This window comes from Bacillus silvicola (assembly GCF_050524305.1).
GTDB lineage: Bacteria > Bacillota > Bacilli > Bacillales > Bacillaceae_G > Bacillus_A > Bacillus_A cereus_AT.
In genome coordinates this window covers 751488-773272 of record NZ_JBNGVC010000001.1, presented here as the reverse complement: position 1 = coordinate 773272, position 21785 = coordinate 751488, and the positions used below count along the sequence as shown (strand labels likewise).

Genomic DNA, 21785 nt, shown 5'->3' with positions numbered 1-21785 from the left:
AAAGAAAAATTGTAATGTAGTAGAAAGGGTTTTATATTCGTATGACAAGACAAGAGCGAATTTTACAATTGCCTTTTTTCGAAAATAAACGTGAGCTTGCTGAGCAAGTGTTAAAAATAGAACGAGAAGAGCATGTATATTTACCAGATCAATTTGAAATCAAACAAGTGCCCCCATATTTGTTTGGTGAAAAACAAGTAATCATTGGCCGTATACACGAGTTTTATTTCGTAAGTATTGGTAGTGAAGGCGCTTGGAAGTATCAACTGTTTAAAGATGAGATGAAGTGCCGTGAGTTTTTCGTTATGTTGCCGGATATTACGGATCAGCAGCTTGCTTTTTGGTTTAATAACATTGAGTTGTTGAAAGGGGCATAAAAGTTCTTAAACGCTTTTTTTAGGTTTTGAGAGAAGGCCCAGCGATGTTTAGTAGCGGTTAGTGTCTATGAGTGGCTCGCATGTTGTAAAACGAGAGATACGGAGTGGTTCTAAGATAGTTGAAGAGGCGATGAGCCATGAATGAGATAGGTTAGTTGAGAAGGCCGAAAGTCAATTGTGGTGGTGCCTCTTCTCTCTTTGAAGATAGGGTCTATAAGTAGTGATTTGAAATAGATTATTTAGATTAATTTAAGATAGTTGTGTTATATTGTACAATTAGACTAAGTTTATATAAAAGGAGAGGTGAGGAGGATGGCGCAGAATAAGTATCGCGTTACATTCATTTCGCCGAGTGAGGTTGAGCAGCGGACTATAATGACGGCGAGGAGTTTGCCAGATTTAATTCGTAAAGTAGAGGGTATTATTGCAGATCCGAACGGTTATTTTGCAAATGATAAAAAGAATAATTGCTATTTTAAAGTGATTAAAGAAAATGTTACGTTTATTCAATATGAGTTACTATTTTCGGATAAGGAAATTCATATTGAAAAATTAAAACATATAGCACCGGCGGTATTGAAACAATTATTTAAAAAAATAAACGATCCGGAATTATATGCACTTGCACTCCTTGATGTTGATATAGCGACAAAGGATTATGTGCTAGGAGAAATGAATCCAGAGCTTAGAGTGAGAGTGGAAATAGAGCTTTCGAAAAAATGGGAAGCGATGCCAACAGAAATTGTAGGAGCGCAAGAAGTGTTATTAGAGGCACTTGCTTCGTTTATACAAGATTAAGCTTTACCACTGTTTTTATTATTTTTAAACTGTAAGCTCACTCAATTATATATATTTTTTATATAGATAATTGACTTTTGAGGTTTAATAAAGATTAATAAATAGATATACAGAATTAATGGAAAGGGAGCGACACTTTTATGTCACAAGCACAAAGTATTTTATTAGAAAGTGGAACAAACGAATTAGAAATCGTAACTTATACTGTTGGTGAAAATTTATTTAGCATCAATGTAATGAAAGTGCGTGAAATTATTAATCCATTCCCTGTTACAACTGTGCCGGAATCTCATCATGCAGTTGAAGGTGTTGTTCAAGTACGCGGTGAAATTTTACCTGTTATTAATTTAGCGACAGCCCTTAATTTAAGATCTACAAAGCCACTTGATCAAACGAAATTTATCATTTCGGAATTAAACCAAATGAAAGTTATTTTCCGTGTTGATGAAGTGCATCGAATTCAACGTATTTCTTGGGAACAAATTGATGAACCAGCTTCATTATCTATGGGACTAGAACAAACGACGTCAGGAATTGTAAAACTAGATGGGAAAATCATCTTATTGTTAGATTATGAGAAAATTGTTTGCGAAATTAGTAACAAAGGTTATGAGAATAAAACACTTTCAGGATTAGAACAAAAAACAGATCGAGCTGAAAAAGTTATTTATATTGCGGAAGATTCAGCGATGCTTCGCCAAATATTAGAAGAAACATTATCAACAGCTGGATATACGAAAATGAATTTCTTCAGTAATGGTGCAGAAGCATTAGCACAAATTGAAAAACTAGCAAAAGAGCAAGATGAAAAAATGTTTGAACATATTCATCTGCTTATTACAGATATTGAAATGCCAAAAATGGATGGACATCATTTAACGAAAATAATTAAAGATAGTGAAGTAATGAAGCAATTACCAGTTATTATTTTCTCTTCGTTAATTACAAACGAATTATTCTATAAAGGTGAGACAGTTGGGGCGGATGCTCAAGTGAGTAAGCCAGATATTCAAGAGTTAATTGGTTTAGTTGATCAGCTAGTGTTGTAAAAGGTTTTGAAAAGCGTTTTTTAGTTGGAAGAGTCGGCGTAAAATACATTTTTAGCTGAAAAGAGGAACTAGCCGTATAGTACTGGCTAGTTTCTTTTTAGTATGTACAGGTATAAAAAATCAAACGTCTCTAGAGTGTTTATGACAATACTCTCTTTCAAGGATTTAGCTGTTCTTATTTAGGGATTATTGATTGGTTTAATTAATAAGTGGTAGGATTTCTTTATTTGAAAATATAAGAGAGTGTATCTCTGGAGTGTGTTAGTAATATTTCGCGATAGCGCAAAAAATTTCGGTGAAATTATATTAGGAATACCATATAATAGAATTGAATGAATTTTATCGATATAACATCGTGTTAGATTTTGTATGATTTACTTAAAAATCTATTCTATTTTTATATACTCTATATACTTTTTAGTATGTTAATTATTTGACAGACAATTTCGAAATGCTATAATATGGATATGTAAAAATTGCTATTTTCTTAAAAGACATGGGAGTCAGATGAGAATTGTGAAAGGATGAGGGGGAGTGACACAGAGTATGTATCACCACACAGCAATCAATGTATTAAAACTTTTACAAAACATGTCAAATAATAAAACGAACAATATGAAATTAGAGGCGGAATTTAAAAAAATAGAGAAACAATTCCGAGTAAAGTATGAAGAGCTAATCGATTTATATAATAAAATGGTATTATTTCAAATAGATATAGAAAAAAATGGCGGTATGCGAGTATATGAAAAATCAGGAATTACATGGTTAAAGTCTGAACTAGAATTACTGTATGAAGTATATCAATTTTGTCAGCGGCAAGGCTTAAATATCGCAAATATTTCAAAATATGTTAGTAAAAATGAACTGAATTTATTTCCAAAAACAGAAAGTCAATTACAGAATACGTATTATAAATTAAAAAAACAAGAAATCCCGTTTGAAAATATTGAAAAACAGAAGCCGGGTCGAAAACGCAAATATACACCTGTAAAGGCTACCGTTGTTGAGACGAAACAAGAAAGAAAACAGGAAGTAAAAGAAGATTTCCAAAGTGAAGAGGACGAAAAGAATCTCGTAACTGTTATATCTGGTATTGTTGATAATTTTGAGACAATTAGTCAATCCCGTGAAAAGAAAGAATATGAATTACATCAGTTTATGGAGGGAATCTATAAGCTTTCTAGTATGGCTGCAGAGCGTTCGAAAGAAGAAAAGAATGCTCGAGGTCTTGAAGGTGAGGTACATTCATTACGAACTGAAAATGAAAGGTTGAAAAGAGAGAAGGAAGACCTTGTACATGATATTAAAGAAATGACGCACCATTTAATTCATTTCATTGCGAGCTCTGATATCGATCAAATTCGTACGTTGCCTTTCTTCGTAAAAGAGTGCAAACAAGATTTACATAAGCTGGGATTATATAACGCTCAAGACGGAAAAATGAAAAATGAAAATTGTGGTTGATAGTAGCGATCTTATGACTATATCATAATAAAAATGGGTACAAAACAAAAGGGAAATACATATACACTATGTATTTCCCTTTTGTTTTGTATGAAAATGTTCTAAAAAATATGTGTTTTGTAAAAACATTGGTAGTGAAACTGAAATAAATGATGTGTGGTCAACAATAAACCAGATATGGATGTGACTTGGAAAAAGAGGTCATATCATTAGTTTGCGGTTTTGATACGGATGAAAAGCACAATCTATCTCTTTTTTTGTTGAAATTATAACAAATAGGGGACAGTAAAGTAACTGTTAAAATATTGTAGCCGCCATTTTTAGGATTTGATTTTGCCTAATAGGAAATTCTATTGTTAGCAAAGTCTTTACCTCATTTTTGTTTTAGAAAGGAGAGAAGCGGATGGAGTCAATATGGCTAGAGTACGCTTGGGCATTATTAATTCTAATTGGATTAGAAGGCTTGTTATCGGCTGACAATGCTCTTGTCCTAGCGGTTATTGCGAAACATTTACCTGAAGAAGAGAAAAAAAAAGCTATAAATTACGGAATCATTATGGCCTTTGTTTTTCGATTTGCAGCCCTATTTGCGATTTCATTTATTGCAAATGTTTGGCAAATACAAGCAATAGGCGCCGCCTATCTTCTTTATTTAGGATTGAAGCATGTCATTCAGGCGCAATTTGGAAAAGACAATCAAAATATTCATGAGGAAGATGAAAAGGAAGCCGCAGGTAAAAGCTACTGGTTCACAGTAGGTAAAATTGCATTAGCTGACCTTGCTTTCGCGATTGATTCAATATTAGCCGCAGTTGCTCTTGCTTTGGGGCTTCCGGATTCACCGCTTGACGATTTCGGAGGTATGGATGGAGGACAGTTCATTGTTGTACTTCTTGGTGGGATTGCTGGACTTATTTTAATTAAATTTGCGGCAACTTGGTTTGTACAATTACTTGAGAAACGGCCAGCATTGGAAACAACAGCATATGCGATTGTTGCTTGGGTTGGTGTCAAATTAGCTGTAATTACACTGGCCCATGAGGATATTGGTATTTTAGACCATGATTTTCCGCACAGTACAACGTGGACTTTAATCTTCTATGGAGTATTAGTTGCTATCGCACTAATTGGTTGGTTTGCACCGGGAAATAATTCAGCCAAAAATAATCCTGAAAGGTAATAAAAAGGTCAGAGCATTATGTGCTTTGTCCTTTTTATTGATAATTATATTGTGTGTTTTCCGATTTAACGCTATAATTATAGTGTTAAAGATGGAATCGTGATATGACCTGTTATGAATCTATCATTTTATTTATGAATAAATGGATTGGTATTTTAGCAAGATGTGCTAATAAACTACTCCACCATGATGATAACGTGCCAAAAGTGTGGTGCGTATATTTTCGTGGTGGAGTTTTTTTATTCTCAAAAAGGGGGAGTAACCATGAACGACAGCATGGTTCATATTACAATTGACGGCAAAGAATATAGTGCTGAGCCTGGTTCAACTATACTGGGCATTATTAATGAGAACGAAATTGAACATCCACAAATTTGTTACGTGCCAGAAGTGGATCCTATTCAAACGTGTGATACTTGTATTGTAGAAGTGAATGGAAAGTTAGTACGATCGTGTTCTACAGTAGTGACGGACGGTATGAATATCGAATTATCTTCTATTAGTGCGAAGGCAGCGCAACATGAGGCGATGGACCGTTTATTGGAAAATCATTTGCTTTACTGTACAGTATGTGACAACAATAACGGGAATTGTAAATTGCATAATACGGCCGAATTAATGGAAATTGAGCATCAAAAATATCCTTACGAACCAAAAGTTGATGCAGGCGAAGTTGATATGTCCCATCCATTTTACCGCTATGACCCGAATCAATGTATCGCGTGTGGTCAATGCGTAGAGGTGTGTCAAAACTTACAAGTAAATGAAACGTTATCTATTGATTGGGAGGCAGAGCGCCCGCGTGTCATTTGGGACGAAGGAGTAGATATTAATGATTCTTCATGTGTAAGCTGCGGTCAATGTGTAACAATTTGTCCTTGTAATGCATTAATGGAGAAATCGATGCTCGGTGAAGCTGGATTTATGACAGGGTTAAAACCTGACATTATGGGGCCTATGGTTGATCTTATTAAAGAGGTTGAACCTGGATATAGTGGTATTTTCGCTGTGTCAGAAGTAGAAGCTGCGATGCGCGACACTCGTACGAAGAAGACGAAAACAGTATGCACGTTTTGTGGTGTAGGTTGTTCATTTGAAGTATGGACGAAAGGGCGCAAAATTTTAAAGGTGCAACCAACTTCTGAGGCGCCAGTTAATGCAATTTCTACTTGTGTAAAAGGAAAATTCGGTTGGGATTTCGTTAATTCTGAAAAACGACTTACGAAACCTTTAATCCGTAAAAATGGAGTGTTCATTGAATCAACTTGGGAAGAAGCGCTTGATGTAGTGGCGAATAAAATGGGCTCTATTAAAGAAGAGCACGGTAAAGGTTCTATCGGCTTTATTTCTTCTTCTAAAATTACGAATGAAGATAATTATGTTATTCAAAAATTAGCGCGTCAAGTGTTTGAAACGAATAACATTGATAACTGCTCACGCTATTGTCAATCGCCAGCGACAGATGGATTATTCCGTACAATTGGTATGGGCGGAGATGCAGGAACGATTAAAGATATTGCGCAATCGGGTCTTGTTATTATCGTCGGTTGTAATCCAACAGAAGGTCACCCAGTATTAGCGACTCGTGTGAAACGTGCGCATAAGCTTCACGGTCAAAAACTAATTGTTGCAGATCTTCGTAAAACTGAAATGGCAGAGCGTTCAGATATCTTTATTAGTCCAAAGCAAGGAACAGACCAAGTATGGTTAATGGCTGTTACGAAATATATGATTGATCAAGGTTGGCATGATCAGCAGTTCATCGATGAGAATGTAAACTTCTTTGATGATTTCAAAGATAGTCTCGCGGAATATACGCTTGAATATGCAGAAGAGATTACAGGCATTTCAAAAGAAACGCTCGTTACAATGGCAGAAATGATTCGTGATGCAGATGGTACGTGTATTCTTTGGGGAATGGGTGTAACGCAAAATACTGGTGGTTCAGATACTTCTGCTGCGATTTCAAACTTACTTCTTGCAACAGGAAATTATCGTCGCCCAGGTGCTGGTGCATATCCACTTCGTGGTCATAACAACGTACAAGGTGCTTGTGATATGGGAACCCTCCCAGGTTGGCTTCCGGGATATCAGCACGTTACTGACGACATAGAACGTACGAAATTTGAAATAGCTTACGGAGTAAAAATTGATAACAAACCAGGTCTGAATAACATTGAAATGCTTCATACAATTGAAGAAGGAAAAATGAAAGCAATGTATCTTGTTGGGGAAGATATGGCTCTTGTAGACTCGAACGCAAATCATGTGCATGAAGTGTTATCAAGTCTTGAATTCTTTGTCGTTCAAGATGTGTTCCTTTCTAAAACGGCTCAATACGCTGATGTTGTATTACCGGCAGCACCATCTCTTGAAAAAGAAGGTACGTTTACAAATACTGAGCGTCGTGTACAAAGATTATATCAAGTATTGCCGACGTTAGATGATGCGAAACCAGACTGGTGGATTGTACAGCAGATTGCCAATAAATTAGGTGCAAACTGGAATTATAATCACCCAAGTGAAATCTTTGCTGAAATGGCAAGTTTATCACCATTATTTGCACATGCAAACTATGAAGTGCTTGAAGGGTGGAACAGTTTCCATTGGGGAAGTTTTGATGGAACGAATACGCCGCTTCTTTTCAAAGATGGATTTAACTTCCCAGACAAAAAAGCTCGTTTTGCAATTGCTGATTGGGTACGTCCTGCTGAATTCCCAGCAGAATACAATCTCCATATTAATAATGGTCGTATGCTGGAACATTTCCATGAAGGTAATATGACGAATAAATCAAATGGTATTCAATCGAAAGTTCCGGGTGTTTTCGTTGAAATCTCTTCAGAACTTGCAAAAGAACGCGGAGTGAAAACAGGTTCATTAGTACGCCTTGTATCTCCTTTTGGAGCACTTAAATTACGTGCACTTGTAACGGATCGTGTAAAAGCGAATGAGCTGTATTTACCGATGAACTCGACAGATAACGAAACAGCGATTAATTTCTTAACAGGTCCCGCTGTCGATCAACGTACGAATACGCCTGCATATAAACAAACGAAAGTACTTATGGAAGTGTTAGAAGTAGAAGGTGAAAATCCGATGTCGAAAACGAATCCACGTAATAAAAAGCGCCATCCTCAAAAAGGTATTGAGGTAAATCGTAAGTGGGCTCGTCCAGGGTACGTACACTTAACAGATAAATAGGGAGGAGAAAAGAAGATGGCAGCACCTATTCAAGCGATTCAGAAGCAGGAGCTAACTGAGGAAGAAATAAAACAACAAAAACTCGAAGATTTAAAAGAACTGTTAACGAATAATGAAGCAGCGTTAAATCAAATGTTTAATATAGTAGGTGAACTGAATGACATTGGGATGCTGGAAGCGGCAAACTCAATGTTGAAAGCGAAAGAACCAATCGCAAAAATTATTCTCGGTCAAGTTACTCGTGAACCTGTTACAAATTTAATTAATAATATGATGGGCGCTGCAGGTGCTTTAACAGAACTTGACCCAGAACTTACGAAAAAGCTTATAGGTAGTTTATTAGTAGGGCTGGAAGAAGGTAATGAGCATCTGCAAAGTAATAAAAAGGTTGGTGTATTCGATCTTATGAAAGTACTAAAGGATCCAGATATTAACCGTGCTATCGGATTCGGGCTTCATTTCTTAAAAGGTATGGGTAAAGGATTAAAAGAAGAGTAGGTAAGCAACAATAATAGTATTTCATACGTTGTATGCATGTTGAAGTGATTTTTAAAAATGAACCTTTTCGTCTTATTATTTTCGTGAATAGTTTAGACGAAAAGGTTGTGTTGTTAAAATAGTTATGATGAAAGAATATGTGATAAGTTATTGGTAAGGAACAGGGGAGGAATGAGAGTATGTCAAAAATGGTACATGAATTTAATGATATGATCCGAAAGCTTCGAAAAGAGTTATTTGGGAAAGGGCCGGAACGAATTCATACTGTATTTACCGAAAACATGGCGATTGCTACACTTTATGGGAATTTGACACCTACAGAGAAATTCATTTCGGGAACTATGGATGGAGCGGAAATGGTTCATATGGCCCGAACGAAAATGATTCAAGAAGTGTATGCGGCTAATCCTCATGAACATTTAGAAGAACTTGTTGGTGCGAAGTTAGTTCATCTGTTTTCTGATATGAAAGTAGATGAAGATATTGCAGTTTCAGTGTTTGTCTTTGATAAAAATATAACGTGAGAGAAGGATACTCATCGTGAAATCGATTCAGGTGGAACGGGGAATTTTTAAATATGAGCAAGGCGAATTTAAATATATAGAGGACAGCATTGTAACAGAGTTTCCTGTTACGGTTAAAATTAACGGCCAGGAATTTGTTACAATGGTTAGTACTCCAGAGTATATTGAAGACATGGTAATAGGCTTTCTAGCATCTGAAGGCATTATCCGAAAGTATGAAGATATTGATGAAATATGGGTACAGGAAAAAGAAGGGTATGTTCATGTGAAAACGACGAAAATCAATCCTTATTATCGTGACATGCAAAACAAACGTTATATTACTTCGTGCTGTGGAATGAGTAGGCAAGGGTTTGTGTTTGCAAATGATGCGCTGACTGCGAAAGAAATGAATGATATTCGCGTAAAGATCTCTGCTGAGGATTGCTTTCGGTTAATGAATGATATGCAGCAATCTGCAGCCACTTTTCAACATACAGGCGGTGTCCATAATGCAGCTTTATGTGATGTGAGTGGAATTGTTTTAAGTCGCATGGACATCGGAAGACATAACGCTTTAGATAAAATTTACGGTTATTGTTTAAAAAATAACATTTCGATTGGCGATAAAATTATTGTTTTTAGTGGACGTATCTCTTCTGAAATTCTATTAAAAGTTGCGAAAATTGGCTGTGAATTAATATTGTCAAAATCAGCTCCAACTGAGTTAGCACTTGAGCTAGCGGAGCAGTTAGGGATTACTACATTAGGCTTCATTCGTAATAAATCTTTAAATGTATATACGCATCCAGAGCGGATTGTAAATATAAAATAAGTAGAAACGAGGCAATAATCATGAAATCTGTCACATTAGACAAATTAGATCGTCCTTTAAAGGATTTACGTATTTCTGTTACCGATCGCTGTAATTTTCGCTGTCGATATTGTATGCCAGAAGAGATATTTGGTCGTGATTATTCTTTTTTGTCTAATGATAAAATTTTATCTTTTGATGAAATTGAAAGGATTACACGTATTTTCGTTTCTTTAGGTGTAAGAAAGTTACGTATTACTGGGGGAGAGCCTTTACTTCGAAAAGACCTACCAAAACTCATACAGCGGTTAAACGAAATTGATGGCGTAGAGGATATTGGTTTAACGACAAATGGATCATTACTTAAAAAATTCGCTCCAGATTTATATAAGGCGGGTTTATCTCGTGTGACAGTTAGTTTAGACTCATTAAATGAAGAGCGCTTCTCTTATTTAAATGGGAATAGAAGTAAAGTGAAAACGGTTCTTGCAGGAATACAGGCTGCAGCGGAAGTCGGAATGAAAATTAAAATGAACATGGTTGTTCAAAAAGGGAAAAATGAGCAAGACATCGTTCAGATGGCAGAGTACTTTAAAGAAAATAAGCATATTTTACGATTTATTGAATATATGGATGTCGGTAATTATAACGGCTGGGAATTAGGCGAAGTAGTTTCTAAGCAAGAAATATTAGAAATGATTCATAAAGTGATGCCGCTTGAAAAAATGGAAGCGAATTATCCTGGTGAAGTTGCGACACGTTATCGATATATCGGTAGTGATGAAGAAATAGGAATAATTTCATCTGTAACGGATTCGTTCTGTTCATCATGTACAAGAGCTCGTATCTCCGCAGAAGGAAAATTATATACTTGTTTGTTTACTTCTAAAGGAAACGATCTTAAAGAATTACTTCGTACTGGATATACGGATGAGGAAATTACCGATATTATTCGTGACATTTGGAATAATCGTTCCGATCGCTATTCAGAAGAACGGTTAACGAATACAAGTAACAAAACAATGCCGAAAATTGAAATGTCCCATATTGGTGGTTGAGAAATCACTATGAAAGAAGGTTGTTCGTAGCCTCTTTTTGTTACAGGAAATAATGGAAAGCTTGCAAGTTTTGCAGGTTTTCTATGATTATAGTAAAAATGATGATTGATATTTCTGTAAGAGACATGCAGAGAAATTAAGCAGCATTCAAAAATCCTTAATTTTTTAAGGGTTTTTGAAGTTGCTTTTTTTAATTAAGAAAAATGGAGGAAACGATTATGGCATTTCATAAACCGGAACAAATCGCTGCGCTTGTGATTGAATCCGGTGTTCAAAAGGTAAGGCAACCGTTATCCGCAATGCTTATTCTTGGCTTTTTAGGAGGAGCATTCATTTCGTTAGGATTTTTACTTAATATTCGTGTTCTCGGTAATGTACCGGAGCAATGGGGAAGTTTAGTCAATTTTATAGGAGGAGCGGTTTTTCCTATCGGACTTATGCTCGTTGTGTTAGCAGGAGGAGAATTAATTACAGGAAATATGATGTCAATGTCTATGGCACTTTATGCACGGAAAATTTCATTGAAACATGTGTTAAACAATTGGGCTTGGATCACTTTAACTAACTTTGTAGGTGCACTTTTCGTAGCGTATTGTTTCGGTCATCTTGGCGGGCTAACTGAGGGTGCGTATTTAAATAAAACGATAGCGATAGCTCAAGATAAGTTACATGAATCTTTCGGGAGAACATTAATTTTAGCGATTGGTTGTAATTGGCTCGTATGCCTGGCGATTTGGTTAGCTTACGGAACAACCGATTTGATCGGAAAGATTGTTGGAATTTGGATTCCGATTATGGCCTTTGTCGTAATTGGATTTCAGCAAGTAGTAGCGAATATGTTCGTCATTTCAGCAGTTATTTTTGCCGGGCATCTTACGTGGATGGATCTTGCGAAAAACTTTGTTCCAGTCTTTATCGGAAATGTAATTGGTGGAGCTGGATTTGTTGGATTCGCTTATTTTTCTTGTTATCAGAAACAAAGCACTATTGAGAAAGATGTCTTGAAAAAATAACAGTATATGAAAGGAAGGCTGCCTCATGATAGAGCGGTATTCACGACAACAGTTGTTCACTCCTATTGGAAGTAAAGGGCAGGAAATGATTAGAAATAAGCATGTTTTAATAATAGGGGCAGGTGCGTTAGGAAGTGCAAGTGCAGAAAGCTTCGTACGTGCAGGTATCGGGAAATTAACGATTATTGATCGGGATTACGTAGAATGGAGTAATTTACAGCGACAACAACTTTACGCCGAACAAGATGCGATAGAAAAGTTGCCAAAAGCAATTGCAGCACAGAATCGTCTCAAACAAATTAATTCAAGCGTGCAAATTCAAGCTCTTGTAATGGATGCAAGAGTAGATAATATGGAAGCTTTATTAGATGGTGTTGATCTCATAATTGACGCAACAGATAATTTCGATATTCGGTTCATGATCAATGACTTATCACAAAAACACAATATTCCTTGGATTTACGGTTCTTGTGTCGGATCGTATGGTATGAGCTATACAATTATTCCGAAGAAAACACCGTGCTTACATTGCGTGTTGAAAAGTGTTCCTGTTACAGGGGCGACGTGTGACACAGTTGGAATTATTAGTCCAGCTGTTCAAATCGTTGCTGCTTATCAAGTGGCAGAAGCATTCAAAATTTTAGTAGAAGATTATGCAGCAATTAGAAAAACTTTTTTAATGTTTGATATATGGAGTAATCAACATCATTCTATCAAACTAGGAAAAATCAAAACGGAAGACTGTCCATCGTGCGGAACAAATAGAAGTTATCCTTATTTATCATACGAAAATCAAACGAAGACAGCTGTTTTATGCGGAAGAAATACAGTTCAAATTAGACCGGCGCATAATAGTCATTACAACTTTGATGAGTTAGAAAAAGTATTGAAAAAACACGGGAAAGTAGATCGAAATCCATATTTGCTATCTTGCCAACTAGACGATTACCGCATGGTCATTTTTCAAGATGGCCGTGTATTTATTCATGGAACGAATGAAATCCCAAAAGCAAAACAACTATACTATCGGTTATTAGGCTAATAGAAAGGGATGGGTAATGATGGAAAGAAGAGTGCCAATTACAGTTGAAGAGGCTGTCCGTAAAGTAATGGGATTTGCTAATTGTGGTGTAAAAGAACTAGTACCACTTGAATTAGCATACGGGCGAACATTAGCAGACGATTTAGTAGCGGATCACGATGTCCCTTCTTTCGATCGCTCGCCATATGATGGATTTGCTATTAGGGCAGAAGATACTTCGCGAGCAAGTCGTGAGAATCCAATTGTATTTGAAGTAATTGGTGAAATTGGAGCAGGTTCCGTATTCCATAAAGAAGTAGGAGCGTTTCAAGCAGTTCGAATTATGACAGGAGCACAAATTCCGAAAGGATGTAGCGCGGTCGTCATGCTAGAACTGACTCGTCATCGTCAATATGAGAATATCGGAAAAAGCTATATGGAAGTGAAACGCTCATTTAAAAAAGGGGACAATATATCCTTTCAAGGTGAAGATGCACGTAAAGGAACAGTTCTCGCAAAAAAAGGTTGTTACATTAATCCAGGTATTTCTGCTCTTCTTGCTACATTCGGTTACAGCGAAGTGCCTGTTGCGAAAAAGCCTGTCATTGGACTATTAGCGACTGGGAGTGAACTTCTCGATGTAAATGAAGAACTACAACCTGGGAAAATTCGAAATAGTAATACGTATATGATATCGTCTCAAATTCGAAGAGCAGGTGGAAGAGTAAAATACTTCGGGAAGTGGAGTGACGATTTGAATACGTGCTACGAAGCAGTGAAAAAAGCGTTAAGTGAAGTGGATATGTTAATTACAACTGGTGGTGTTTCGGTAGGAGATTATGACTATTTGCCAGCAATATATGAAAAGTTAGGTGCATCAGTTCTTTTCAACAAAGTTGCTATGCGGCCGGGAAGTGTCACCACCGTAGCGCAATTAAAAGGAAAATTATTATTCGGATTATCAGGTAATCCTTCTGCTTGTTACGTAGGTTTTGAATTATTCGTAAAACCTAGCATTCGTACGTATATGTTTAGTGAAAAGCCGCATGTAAAGCGAGAAAAAGCAATACTCGGAGAAGGTTTTCTAAAACCGAATCCATTTACAAGATTTGTACGAGCGAAGCTGAAGTATAACGGAGGACAACTAATCGCTTATCCATCAGGATTTGATAAATCTAGTTCCGTTTCTTCATTAGCAGAATCAAACATTTTTATCGTACTACTAGGCGGAACGAGAGGATATGAGAAAGGGATGTTTGTAGACGTTCTCTTATTAGAAGATAACGAAGGTAGTGAATGGCCTTGGACATTACGTAAAGTGGGGAGAGGTTTTGATGGGACAAGCACGATTTGAAATTGTAGATACTCCGATTGTAGTGGAAGAAGTAACGGATAAAGTGGCAAGAAGAGAAGCAGGAGCAATTACAACTTTTATTGGAACGGTTAGAGAATTAACGAAAGGAAAGCGAACGTTACACCTTGAGTATGAAGCATATAAGCCGATGGCAGTAAAAAAGTTTACTGAAATTGGAGAAGAAATTAAGGAAAAGTGGCCAGATGCGAAAATAGCAATCACGCACCGTGTTGGACGATTAGAAATAATGGATGTCGCAGTTGTCATTGCAGTATCGTCACCGCACCGTAAAGTAGCTTATGAAGCGAATGAATACGCAATTGAACGTATAAAGAGAATCGTCCCAATTTGGAAAAAAGAATTCTGGGAAGATGGAACGGAGTGGATTGAAGATCAGCTCGAAAATACTCCATATCAAGAAGGAAAACCGAAGAAAGAAGAATAAGAAGATGATTACAATTTTACTGTTCGCAAATTTACGAGAAGAAGTCGGTTCAGAGAAATTAGCAATAATAGAAAAACGAGAAATGTATGTTCATCAATTAAAAAAATGGCTGAAAAATAACTATCAATTACAGACGCTAGATAAAGTAATGGTTGCGATTAATGAAGAATTTGTAACGGACGAAGATATTGTAAAAGCCGGAGATATCGTAGCGTTTATCCCGCCTGTAAGTGGAGGTTAATTCTTTCTATTAGAATATCAAATTTTTTATATGTTAAGGAGGATCATTATGAGTGAATTTTCGCATTGGAATGAAGAAGGAAGAGCTAAAATGGTTGATATCTCTCAAAAAGATATTTCAACACGCACAGCTATTGCGCAAAGTACAATTTCATTATCGAATGAACTATTTGAAGCAATTCAAAGTGGTGGGTTGAAAAAAGGTGACCCGCTTCAAGTGGCACAAGTGGCCGGCATAATCGGTGCTAAAAAAACATCGGATATTATCCCTATGTGTCACCCTATATTAATCCAAGGAACAGACTTTACGTTTCATTATGAAAAGACAACTGATGGCTATGAGTTAATCATAAGAGTGACAGTAAAATGTAGTGGGAAAACAGGAGTAGAAATGGAAGCATTAACGGCCGTATCGATTGCAGCTCTTACTTTTTACGATATGTGTAAAGCAGTTGATAAAACGATGGTCATGAAAGAAACGTATTTAGTTCAAAAAACGGGTGGGAAAAGCGGAGACTCTTTTCACAAGATAAAATAATTACAATGGAAGGAATGTAAATGATGATTACTCACGAACAGATTATGAACGCGTTAAGCCATGTAGAAGATCCAGAGTTACACAAAAGTATTGTGGAACTAAATATGGTTAGAAATATAAAAATAGATGGTACCGAAGTTGGGCTAGAAGTAGTTTTAACAATTCAAGGTTGTCCGTTGAAAGCAAAAATTCAAAAAGATATTGAAGACTCCCTTCGAAACATTGGAGCGTCGAAAGTTTCCTTAACATTTGGTTCTATGACACCAGAAGAACGCGCGGCATTAACAGCGTCTTTAAAGAAAGAAGCTAGAACAGAAACAGGAATGCCTAGTATGCTTCGACCTGATTCAGGTGTGCGTTTTATTACTGTAACGAGTGGAAAAGGAGGAGTTGGTAAATCAACTGTGACGATTAACCTTGCTACTGCTTTAGCACGTATGGGCAAAAAGGTTGGAATTTTAGATGCAGATATATACGGGTTCAGTATCCCTGCTATGATGGAAACGAATGAAAAGCCAACAATGATTGATCAAACCGCGATTCCAGTCGTAAGTCACAGTGTTAAAATTATGTCGATGGGATTCTTCACAGAAGAAAATAATCCCGTTATGTGGCGCGGACCAATGTTAAACAAATGGATTCAAAACTTTCTTGCGAACACGCATTGGGGAGAATTAGACTATTTACTTCTTGATTTACCACCTGGAACAGGAGACGTTGCGATAGATGTCGCTGCAATGATCCCACAAGCGAAGGAAATAATCGTTACGACGCCTCATAATGTAGCTTCATTTGTCGCATCTAGAGTAGGAGTCATGGCAAAACATACGAAACACGATATTTTAGGTATCGTTGAAAACATGGCATATTACGAAGAACAAGATGGCTCAAGAAACTACCTCTTTGGAAAGGGCGGTGGCGAACTGTTAGCGGAACAACTGCAAACAGAAGTAATCGCCCAAATACCGTTTGCGAAGCGTGAAGAAAATAAAGGCTCATGTGTATATGATGAAGATTCACTCGTTGGAGAGCTGTTTACTTCTTTAGCGGAGGATATTGTTTATTATGAAGACTAGTATACAAAATAAGAGGAGAGATACATAGCGTATATGTATCTCTCTTTTGTCTTTTATGAATTGCTTACGGCTGTAGTAAATTAGAAATGTTTTGTGAAACTACATTAAGAACAATTAAATGCGTATTCTTTCTTAGGGCTGCCAAATATGTTCTTTTATAAATTGATATAGTCATTATTTTAAAGTTATTAAAAGGGTACGAAAACAAAAATGGAATTTTTACTACAGAGGGGGAAAGTAGGGACTGCCTGCTTCTATGCATGGATGGATTTTCTACCTAAGCGATAAGGGGGAATTTATTGTTTTAGATATATATAGATAAAAAGAACCTATCTATAAATAGAGAGGTTCTTTCATGAAACTAACTCAAATGGATTATTGTAATAATTTGGAAACCATTTGAGGAGTTTGGTTTGCTTGAGAAAGCATGCTAATACCAGCTTCGTTCAAGATTTTGAACTTAGTCATTTCAGACATTTCTTTCGCCATGTCAGCGTCTTCGATTTGAGAAGCAGAAGATGCCATGTTAGAAGCTTGGTTATTTAAGCTTTCTACATTGAAGTCTAGACGGTTTAATGTAGCACCTAAATCAGCACGGCTACCTGCGATAGATGCGATCATGCCATCGATAGCTTTAATTGCATTGTTAGCGTTATTGATAGCAGTAGTATCACTATCACCTTCAGTACCAGCTGATTGAGCGGCAGCTGTTCCGTCAGTGCCTGCGTTTGTTGCTGAGATAGAAATTTCGCTAAGTTTCTTTCCATCACCTGCTAAATTAGCACTGGTAACATTTGCTAGTTTGATATCGATAGTGCCGTTAATAGCAGGATTTGTAGCACCAGAATCAGTAGTATCAGAATCAGTAGTACCAGGATCAGCAACAGGAGCTGCTGGTGTTTTTGCAGCAGTTTTGGCTTGCCCATCATCATAACTATGGATTTTAATAGATCCATTATCACCATTTAATAATGTTTTTCCGTTAAATTGAGTGTTTGTTGAAATGTAATCAATTTGATCTCTTAATGCAGAAAATTCTTTTTCTAGTGCACCACGGTTTTCGTTTGTGTTTGTACCGTTGGCAGATTGAACTGCTAGGTCACGCATACGAAGTAAGATGTTAGATACTGAGTTCATTGCTGAATCAGCTGTACGAATCATAGAGATACCATCTTGTGTATTACGAGATGCAACACCTAATCCGTTTTCTTTTGCACGCATACGAGTAGCGATTGCAAGTCCAGCTGCATCGTCAGCTGCACTGTTAATACGTTTACCGCTTGATAAACGGTTCATAGAAACGTTCATTTTGTCTTGATTTTGGCGCATGTATTCTTGTGTACGCATGCTATTAATGTTTGTATTGATTCTCATGTGAAGAACCCCCATTTTTTTATATTGATTTTTCTGCAAATTTAAAAATGGTAATATGCGAAAAAATCGATTTCGAATTTATTGTAAGTCTTGCTATATCAAGTGTCAACTTAAAATTTGAATTAATAAATATAAAAAAATAACAATTTAACAATTTAGTTGTTTTTTTATTACAAAGGATTATTGCAAATTTTTTTAAAAAAACCTAATATTAGATTATCTTCATTTACAGAAAAGGTGATGTTATGGTAGTTGGAAATATTGTAAAAGAAGTTCTTGCGTATAAAAAAGGACTAATTCAGCAAAAGTTAAGTAGTCCACAGGCGTTCGTTAGTAGTCGTTTTCAAGATCAATTGCAGAGTGAACCTGTGAAAGAGGCGAAGGTTACTCCGCAGCCGGTAAAAGTAGAGGATATGAGTCAGCCGGTACAATCTACGAAAATAGAAACGGTTGTTAATAAACCGGAAGAATCTATTAATAAAGTAGAGGAAGCGAGCAAGCCTGAGGAGACGGAGAAAGCTGAAACGAAACAAGTAGATGAAGTGCAAGTTGCACAAAAAGAGTTTGAGCGACGTTTCCCCGAAACGAAAAACGAGCCTGCTGATACGTGGGGATTAACGAATAAATATAATATTCAAAAAATACGTTCTTCCAATGAAGGTAAGTATGAGGATATTATTGATCGCGCTAGCCATACATATGGAATTCCGAAAACGTTAATTCAAAAAATGATTGAAGTGGAGTCTGATTTTAATCCGAAAACGGTGTCACATGCAGGGGCGATGGGGCTCATGCAGCTTATGCCAGCAAATGTGAAAGAGATGGGTATAAAAAATCCATTTTCACCAGCTGAAAGTATTGAAGGTGGCGTGAAAGAGTTAAGCGGTTATTTAAAGAAAAATAACGGTGATCTCGTATTGGCGCTTGCTTCTTATAATGCAGGCCCTGGTAATGTGAGAAAGTACGGAGGCGTACCACCATTTAAAGAAACGCAAGGATATATAAAGAAAATATTGAATATAGACGTTTCGAAATAAGAAATTTCATTTATATAAATAGAGAACATGATAGGGGAGTTGGCTAGATTTGAAACTACAAGATGATATTCCGTTAACGATTTATTTTGAAATCGGAAATACGAAAAAGAAAATTAAAGATCTGCTTCATATTACGAAAGGTACATTGTATCGTCTTGAAAATTCAACGAAAAATACGGTGCTTATTATGCTTGAGAATGAAGAGATTGGAACCGGAAATATTTTGACGAAGAATGGAAAAATGTACGTTGAAATTATTGAATTGAAAAGGTAGGGAAGGGGATTTTCATGAGTGGCGATAAATTAAGCCAAGAGCAAATTGATGCCCTGCTGAAGGCGGTAAATGAAGGCGAGGAAATGCCAGCTTTCGCACAAGAAGCAGGGAAACAAGATAAATTCCAAGAGTACGATTTTAATAGACCGGAGAAGTTCGGTGTTGAGCATTTACGTAGTTTGCAAGCGATTGCGTCGACTTTTGGAAAACAGACGTCACAGACGTTTTCAGCTCGTATGCGTATTCCGATTGAACTAGAGCCGTCGACTGTTGAGCAAGTTCCGTTTACGAGTGAGTATGTGGAGAAAATGCCGAAAGATTACTATTTATATTGCGTTATTGATCTCGGCCTTCCAGAGCTTGGAGAAATCGTAATTGAAATTGATTTAGCATTCGTTATCTATATTCATGAATGCTGGCTTGGCGGAGATAGTAAGCGTAATTTTACGATGCGCAGACCGTTAACTGCGTTTGAGTTTTTAACGCTTGATAATATATTTGCGCTTCTTTGTAAAAATTTACAACAATCATTTGAAAGCGTTGTTGCGATAAAGCCGAAATTTGTAACGACGGAGACAGATCCAAATGCGCTGAAGATTACGACAGCGAGCGATATTATTTCATTACTGAACGTAAATATGAAAACAGATTTTTGGAATACGACAGTTCGTATCGGGATTCCATTCTTATCTGTTGAAGAAATTATGGATAAGTTAACGTCTGAAAATATTGTCGAACATTCTTCGGATAAGCGTAAAAAGTATACATCTGAAGTAGAAGTGAAAGTAAATCAAGTGTATAAGTCTGTACACGTTGCGATTGGTGAGCAGAAGATGACAATGGGCGAGATTGAGCAAATTGAAGAAGGCGATATAATTCCGCTTCATACGAAAGTAACAGACCAACTACGTGGTTATGTAGATGGAAAACATAAATTTAATTGTTTTATAGGGAAAGATGGAACGCGTAAGGCGCTCTTATTTAAAAGTTTTATAGAGTAGGAGGATCCATATGAAACATGAAGTATCTCCTGTGTCATTAATGGGGTTGGAAAAATTTGCAAGAAAGCGAAATGAAGCGGGGAAGGCACATATTGATACCGTTTCAGATATTTCGATTGAACTTGGTGTAAAGCTTGGGAAATCATCTATTACGCTTGGTGATGTGAAGCAATTAAAAATTGGCGATGTTCTTGAAGTAGAGAAAAATTTAGGACATAAAGTAGATGTATATTTAAGCGATATAAAAGTCGGTATTGGTGAAGCGATAGTAATGGATGAGAAGTTCGGCATTATTATTTCTGAAATTGAAGCTGACAAGAAACATGCAGCGCTTATGAAGGCGCAAAATCAAATGCAGGATAAAGAGTAGAGGAGGAGTCATATGTCGTATATGACGACCTTATTTCAAGTCGTTTTACTGTTTGGTGCGCTCGGCTATGGTGCATATTATATGACGAAAAAGACGCGTAAACAGCAGTTTTTTAAGCAAGGTGAAAATGGCCATATTCAAGTGAAAGACGGCGTGTATTTAAATCATCAAACGAGCGCCTTTTTGTTTGAAGTGGACGGGAAGCAAGTGTTCACTGTTATTAGTAATAACGGTGTGCAATCTGTGCAATTAACAGGGACAGGAAATCAGTTTCAACAAGCACTAGAAGATGCGGTGAAGAGTGAAACGAAAAAAGTAGAGGATCCATCATGAGAATAAAGAAACAGTTATCGCTATTTGCCGTTATTTTCGCATTTTCTATTATTTTTTCATTTGTTTTTATAAATCCAGCGTATGCAGCCCCGAACGGTTTTATTAATTTCGAAAATGGAAAAGAGTTTACGAGTAATTCAAGTGTACAACTATTCGCGCTCGTTATCCTTCTATCATTATCTTCTTCTATCGTTCTTTTATTTACGCATTTCACTTATTTTATGATTGTTCTTGGGATTACTCGTCAAGGACTTGGGGTAATGAATTTACCACCGAACCAAGTGCTTGTTGGACTTGCATTATTTTTATCGCTATTTACGATGCAGCCAGTGCTTGGTCAGTTAAAGAGTGATGTGTGGGACCCGATGACGAAAGAAAAAATAACAGTAAGTCAAGCTGCGGAGACGACAGCTCCGATTATGAAAGATTATATGTCGAAGCATACGTATAAGCATGATTTAAAAATGATGCTGAAAGTGCGTGGAGAAGAGTTGCCGAAAGATTTAAAGGATCTTTCACTATTTACGCTCGTACCATCCTTTACGTTAACGCAAATTCAAAAAGGGTTATTGACGGGGATGTTCATTTATTTAGCGTTTGTCTTTATTGATTTAATTATTAGTACACTTTTAATGTACCTTGGGATGATGATGGTACCGCCGATGATTTTAAGTTTACCATTTAAAATACTCGTTTTCGTATATTTAGGTGGATATACAAAAATCGTCGATATTATGTTTAAAACGGTCGTCTGAAGCGTT

At 36.6% G+C, this 21785-nt stretch carries 25 protein-coding genes; 24 read left to right on the top strand and 1 reads right to left on the bottom strand.

Annotation, left to right across the window (positions count from 1 at the left end; all coding sequences use genetic code 11):
• Nucleotides 1–41: 41 nt before the first annotated feature.
• From ACP6L7_RS03985 to ACP6L7_RS03900, 18 genes are all read left to right on the top strand, one after another.
• The gene (locus ACP6L7_RS03985; protein WP_097831636.1) at nucleotides 42–377 is read left to right on the top strand and encodes a DUF3964 family protein; all 336 of its coding nucleotides are present in this window, start codon (nucleotides 42–44) and stop codon (nucleotides 375–377) included.
• Between the two features lie 312 nt (nucleotides 378–689).
• A complete protein-coding gene (locus ACP6L7_RS03980) occupies nucleotides 690–1175 on the top strand; it encodes a LysR family transcriptional regulator (protein ID WP_097831635.1) in 486 nt (161 codons plus the stop codon).
• A 140-nt stretch (nucleotides 1176–1315) separates the two neighbouring features.
• Nucleotides 1316–2224, top strand: coding sequence for a chemotaxis protein (locus tag ACP6L7_RS03975; protein WP_097831634.1), 909 nt, complete (start codon nucleotides 1316–1318; stop codon nucleotides 2222–2224).
• Nucleotides 2225–2770: 546 nt separating this feature from the next.
• Nucleotides 2771–3691, top strand: coding sequence for a DNA-binding domain-containing protein (locus ACP6L7_RS03970; protein ID WP_373605111.1), 921 nt, complete (start codon nucleotides 2771–2773; stop codon nucleotides 3689–3691).
• Between the two features lie 403 nt (nucleotides 3692–4094).
• The gene (locus ACP6L7_RS03965; RefSeq protein ID WP_097831633.1) at nucleotides 4095–4871 is read left to right on the top strand and encodes a TerC family protein; all 777 of its coding nucleotides are present in this window, start codon (nucleotides 4095–4097) and stop codon (nucleotides 4869–4871) included.
• Nucleotides 4872–4975: 104 nt separating this feature from the next.
• Entirely contained in the window at nucleotides 4976–5167 is a 192-nt protein-coding gene (locus ACP6L7_RS03960; RefSeq protein WP_097831632.1) for a hypothetical protein, read from the top strand.
• Nucleotides 5136–8075 carry a formate dehydrogenase subunit alpha gene (gene fdhF / locus ACP6L7_RS03955; protein WP_097831631.1) on the top strand — a complete coding sequence of 980 codons (2940 nt, stop codon included), beginning with the start codon at nucleotides 5136–5138 and terminating at the stop codon, nucleotides 8073–8075. The genes ACP6L7_RS03960 and fdhF overlap by 32 nt, the downstream gene beginning before the upstream one ends.
• Before the next feature lie 15 nt (nucleotides 8076–8090).
• Nucleotides 8091–8573: a helical membrane plugin domain-containing protein gene (locus tag ACP6L7_RS03950; protein WP_097831630.1), complete on the top strand. Its 483-nt coding sequence runs from the start codon at nucleotides 8091–8093 to the stop codon at nucleotides 8571–8573.
• A 179-nt stretch (nucleotides 8574–8752) separates the two neighbouring features.
• Entirely contained in the window at nucleotides 8753–9097 is a 345-nt protein-coding gene (locus ACP6L7_RS03945; RefSeq protein WP_000041502.1) for a Na-translocating system protein MpsC family protein, read from the top strand.
• 16 nt (nucleotides 9098–9113) lie between these two features.
• Nucleotides 9114–9911 carry a formate dehydrogenase accessory sulfurtransferase FdhD gene (gene fdhD, locus ACP6L7_RS03940; RefSeq protein ID WP_097831629.1) on the top strand — a complete coding sequence of 266 codons (798 nt, stop codon included), beginning with the start codon at nucleotides 9114–9116 and terminating at the stop codon, nucleotides 9909–9911.
• Nucleotides 9912–9931: 20 nt separating this feature from the next.
• The gene (gene moaA, locus ACP6L7_RS03935) at nucleotides 9932–10948 is read left to right on the top strand and encodes a GTP 3',8-cyclase MoaA (RefSeq protein WP_097831628.1); all 1017 of its coding nucleotides are present in this window, start codon (nucleotides 9932–9934) and stop codon (nucleotides 10946–10948) included.
• 218 nt (nucleotides 10949–11166) lie between these two features.
• Nucleotides 11167–11961: a formate channel gene (locus tag ACP6L7_RS03930; protein WP_097831627.1), complete on the top strand. Its 795-nt coding sequence runs from the start codon at nucleotides 11167–11169 to the stop codon at nucleotides 11959–11961.
• A gap of 25 nt (nucleotides 11962–11986) precedes the next feature.
• On the top strand, nucleotides 11987–13003 hold the full coding sequence (locus tag ACP6L7_RS03925) for a molybdopterin-synthase adenylyltransferase MoeB (protein WP_097831626.1): 1017 nt from the start codon (nucleotides 11987–11989) through the stop codon (nucleotides 13001–13003).
• Between the two features lie 19 nt (nucleotides 13004–13022).
• Nucleotides 13023–14336: a molybdopterin molybdotransferase MoeA gene (locus tag ACP6L7_RS03920; RefSeq protein WP_097831849.1), complete on the top strand. Its 1314-nt coding sequence runs from the start codon at nucleotides 13023–13025 to the stop codon at nucleotides 14334–14336.
• The gene (locus ACP6L7_RS03915; protein ID WP_098361693.1) at nucleotides 14317–14781 is read left to right on the top strand and encodes a molybdenum cofactor biosynthesis protein MoaE; all 465 of its coding nucleotides are present in this window, start codon (nucleotides 14317–14319) and stop codon (nucleotides 14779–14781) included. Before ACP6L7_RS03920 ends, ACP6L7_RS03915 begins: the two co-directional genes overlap by 20 nt.
• Nucleotides 14782–14785: 4 nt before the next feature.
• On the top strand, nucleotides 14786–15022 hold the full coding sequence (gene moaD, locus ACP6L7_RS03910) for a molybdopterin converting factor subunit 1 (RefSeq protein WP_097831625.1): 237 nt from the start codon (nucleotides 14786–14788) through the stop codon (nucleotides 15020–15022).
• A 48-nt stretch (nucleotides 15023–15070) separates the two neighbouring features.
• The gene (moaC, locus tag ACP6L7_RS03905) at nucleotides 15071–15559 is read left to right on the top strand and encodes a cyclic pyranopterin monophosphate synthase MoaC (RefSeq protein ID WP_097831624.1); all 489 of its coding nucleotides are present in this window, start codon (nucleotides 15071–15073) and stop codon (nucleotides 15557–15559) included.
• A 20-nt stretch (nucleotides 15560–15579) separates the two neighbouring features.
• Nucleotides 15580–16635: a P-loop NTPase gene (locus tag ACP6L7_RS03900; RefSeq protein ID WP_141533350.1), complete on the top strand. Its 1056-nt coding sequence runs from the start codon at nucleotides 15580–15582 to the stop codon at nucleotides 16633–16635.
• A gap of 375 nt (nucleotides 16636–17010) precedes the next feature.
• Here ACP6L7_RS03900 and ACP6L7_RS03895 read toward each other — a convergent pair whose 3' ends face one another.
• Nucleotides 17011–18009, bottom strand: a complete 999-nt coding sequence (locus ACP6L7_RS03895; RefSeq protein WP_097831623.1) for a flagellin N-terminal helical domain-containing protein — start codon at nucleotides 18007–18009, stop codon at nucleotides 17011–17013.
• 245 nt (nucleotides 18010–18254) lie between these two features.
• Between ACP6L7_RS03895 and ACP6L7_RS03890 the strand changes: the two genes are divergently transcribed.
• Genes ACP6L7_RS03890 through ACP6L7_RS03865 form a run of 6 tightly spaced genes read left to right on the top strand, consistent with a single transcriptional unit; the run spans nucleotide 18255 to nucleotide 21779 of the window.
• Complete coding sequence (locus tag ACP6L7_RS03890; protein WP_097831622.1) at nucleotides 18255–19046, top strand: lytic transglycosylase domain-containing protein; 792 nt, start codon at nucleotides 18255–18257, stop codon at nucleotides 19044–19046.
• Nucleotides 19047–19095: 49 nt separating this feature from the next.
• Entirely contained in the window at nucleotides 19096–19320 is a 225-nt protein-coding gene (locus ACP6L7_RS03885) for a flagellar motor switch protein FliN (RefSeq protein ID WP_097831621.1), read from the top strand.
• A gap of 14 nt (nucleotides 19321–19334) precedes the next feature.
• Nucleotides 19335–20321, top strand: a complete 987-nt coding sequence (gene fliM, locus ACP6L7_RS03880) for a flagellar motor switch protein FliM (protein ID WP_097831620.1) — start codon at nucleotides 19335–19337, stop codon at nucleotides 20319–20321.
• Nucleotides 20322–20331: 10 nt separating this feature from the next.
• Nucleotides 20332–20691 (top strand): flagellar motor switch protein FliN, encoded by a 360-nt coding sequence (locus tag ACP6L7_RS03875; protein WP_097831619.1) that lies wholly within the window; start codon nucleotides 20332–20334, stop codon nucleotides 20689–20691.
• Nucleotides 20692–20703: 12 nt separating this feature from the next.
• On the top strand, nucleotides 20704–21024 hold the full coding sequence (locus ACP6L7_RS03870) for a hypothetical protein (RefSeq protein WP_000121176.1): 321 nt from the start codon (nucleotides 20704–20706) through the stop codon (nucleotides 21022–21024).
• Nucleotides 21021–21779 (top strand): flagellar type III secretion system pore protein FliP, encoded by a 759-nt coding sequence (locus tag ACP6L7_RS03865; protein WP_097831618.1) that lies wholly within the window; start codon nucleotides 21021–21023, stop codon nucleotides 21777–21779. The genes ACP6L7_RS03870 and ACP6L7_RS03865 overlap by 4 nt, the downstream gene beginning before the upstream one ends.
• Nucleotides 21780–21785: the final 6 nt, after the last annotated feature.

Excerpts from the sequence above, each read along its gene's own strand:
- ACP6L7_RS03920 (WP_097831849.1), top strand. The coding sequence starts at position 13,023 with ATGGAAAGAAGAGTGCCAATTACAGTTGAAGAGGCTGTCCGTAAAGTA.
- ACP6L7_RS03930 (WP_097831627.1), top strand. The coding sequence starts at position 11,167 with ATGGCATTTCATAAACCGGAACAAATCGCTGCGCTTGTGATTGAATCC.
- ACP6L7_RS03965 (WP_097831633.1), top strand. The coding sequence starts at position 4,095 with ATGGAGTCAATATGGCTAGAGTACGCTTGGGCATTATTAATTCTAATT.
- ACP6L7_RS03895 (WP_097831623.1), bottom strand. The coding sequence starts at position 18,009 with ATGAGAATCAATACAAACATTAATAGCATGCGTACACAAGAATACATG.
- ACP6L7_RS03960 (WP_097831632.1), top strand. The coding sequence starts at position 4,976 with ATGACCTGTTATGAATCTATCATTTTATTTATGAATAAATGGATTGGT.
- ACP6L7_RS03870 (WP_000121176.1), top strand. The coding sequence starts at position 20,704 with ATGTCGTATATGACGACCTTATTTCAAGTCGTTTTACTGTTTGGTGCG.
- ACP6L7_RS03875 (WP_097831619.1), top strand. The coding sequence starts at position 20,332 with ATGAAACATGAAGTATCTCCTGTGTCATTAATGGGGTTGGAAAAATTT.
- ACP6L7_RS03970 (WP_373605111.1), top strand. The coding sequence starts at position 2,771 with ATGTATCACCACACAGCAATCAATGTATTAAAACTTTTACAAAACATG.
- fdhF (WP_097831631.1), top strand. The coding sequence starts at position 5,136 with ATGAACGACAGCATGGTTCATATTACAATTGACGGCAAAGAATATAGT.
- ACP6L7_RS03950 (WP_097831630.1), top strand. The coding sequence starts at position 8,091 with ATGGCAGCACCTATTCAAGCGATTCAGAAGCAGGAGCTAACTGAGGAA.
- ACP6L7_RS03980 (WP_097831635.1), top strand. The coding sequence starts at position 690 with ATGGCGCAGAATAAGTATCGCGTTACATTCATTTCGCCGAGTGAGGTT.
- ACP6L7_RS03890 (WP_097831622.1), top strand. The coding sequence starts at position 18,255 with ATGGTAGTTGGAAATATTGTAAAAGAAGTTCTTGCGTATAAAAAAGGA.
- ACP6L7_RS03975 (WP_097831634.1), top strand. The coding sequence starts at position 1,316 with ATGTCACAAGCACAAAGTATTTTATTAGAAAGTGGAACAAACGAATTA.
- ACP6L7_RS03915 (WP_098361693.1), top strand. The coding sequence starts at position 14,317 with ATGGGACAAGCACGATTTGAAATTGTAGATACTCCGATTGTAGTGGAA.
- ACP6L7_RS03900 (WP_141533350.1), top strand. The coding sequence starts at position 15,580 with ATGATGATTACTCACGAACAGATTATGAACGCGTTAAGCCATGTAGAA.
- ACP6L7_RS03985 (WP_097831636.1), top strand. The coding sequence starts at position 42 with ATGACAAGACAAGAGCGAATTTTACAATTGCCTTTTTTCGAAAATAAA.
- ACP6L7_RS03945 (WP_000041502.1), top strand. The coding sequence starts at position 8,753 with ATGTCAAAAATGGTACATGAATTTAATGATATGATCCGAAAGCTTCGA.
- fliM (WP_097831620.1), top strand. The coding sequence starts at position 19,335 with ATGAGTGGCGATAAATTAAGCCAAGAGCAAATTGATGCCCTGCTGAAG.
- moaD (WP_097831625.1), top strand. The coding sequence starts at position 14,786 with ATGATTACAATTTTACTGTTCGCAAATTTACGAGAAGAAGTCGGTTCA.
- moaA (WP_097831628.1), top strand. The coding sequence starts at position 9,932 with ATGAAATCTGTCACATTAGACAAATTAGATCGTCCTTTAAAGGATTTA.
- ACP6L7_RS03925 (WP_097831626.1), top strand. The coding sequence starts at position 11,987 with ATGATAGAGCGGTATTCACGACAACAGTTGTTCACTCCTATTGGAAGT.
- moaC (WP_097831624.1), top strand. The coding sequence starts at position 15,071 with ATGAGTGAATTTTCGCATTGGAATGAAGAAGGAAGAGCTAAAATGGTT.
- ACP6L7_RS03865 (WP_097831618.1), top strand. The coding sequence starts at position 21,021 with ATGAGAATAAAGAAACAGTTATCGCTATTTGCCGTTATTTTCGCATTT.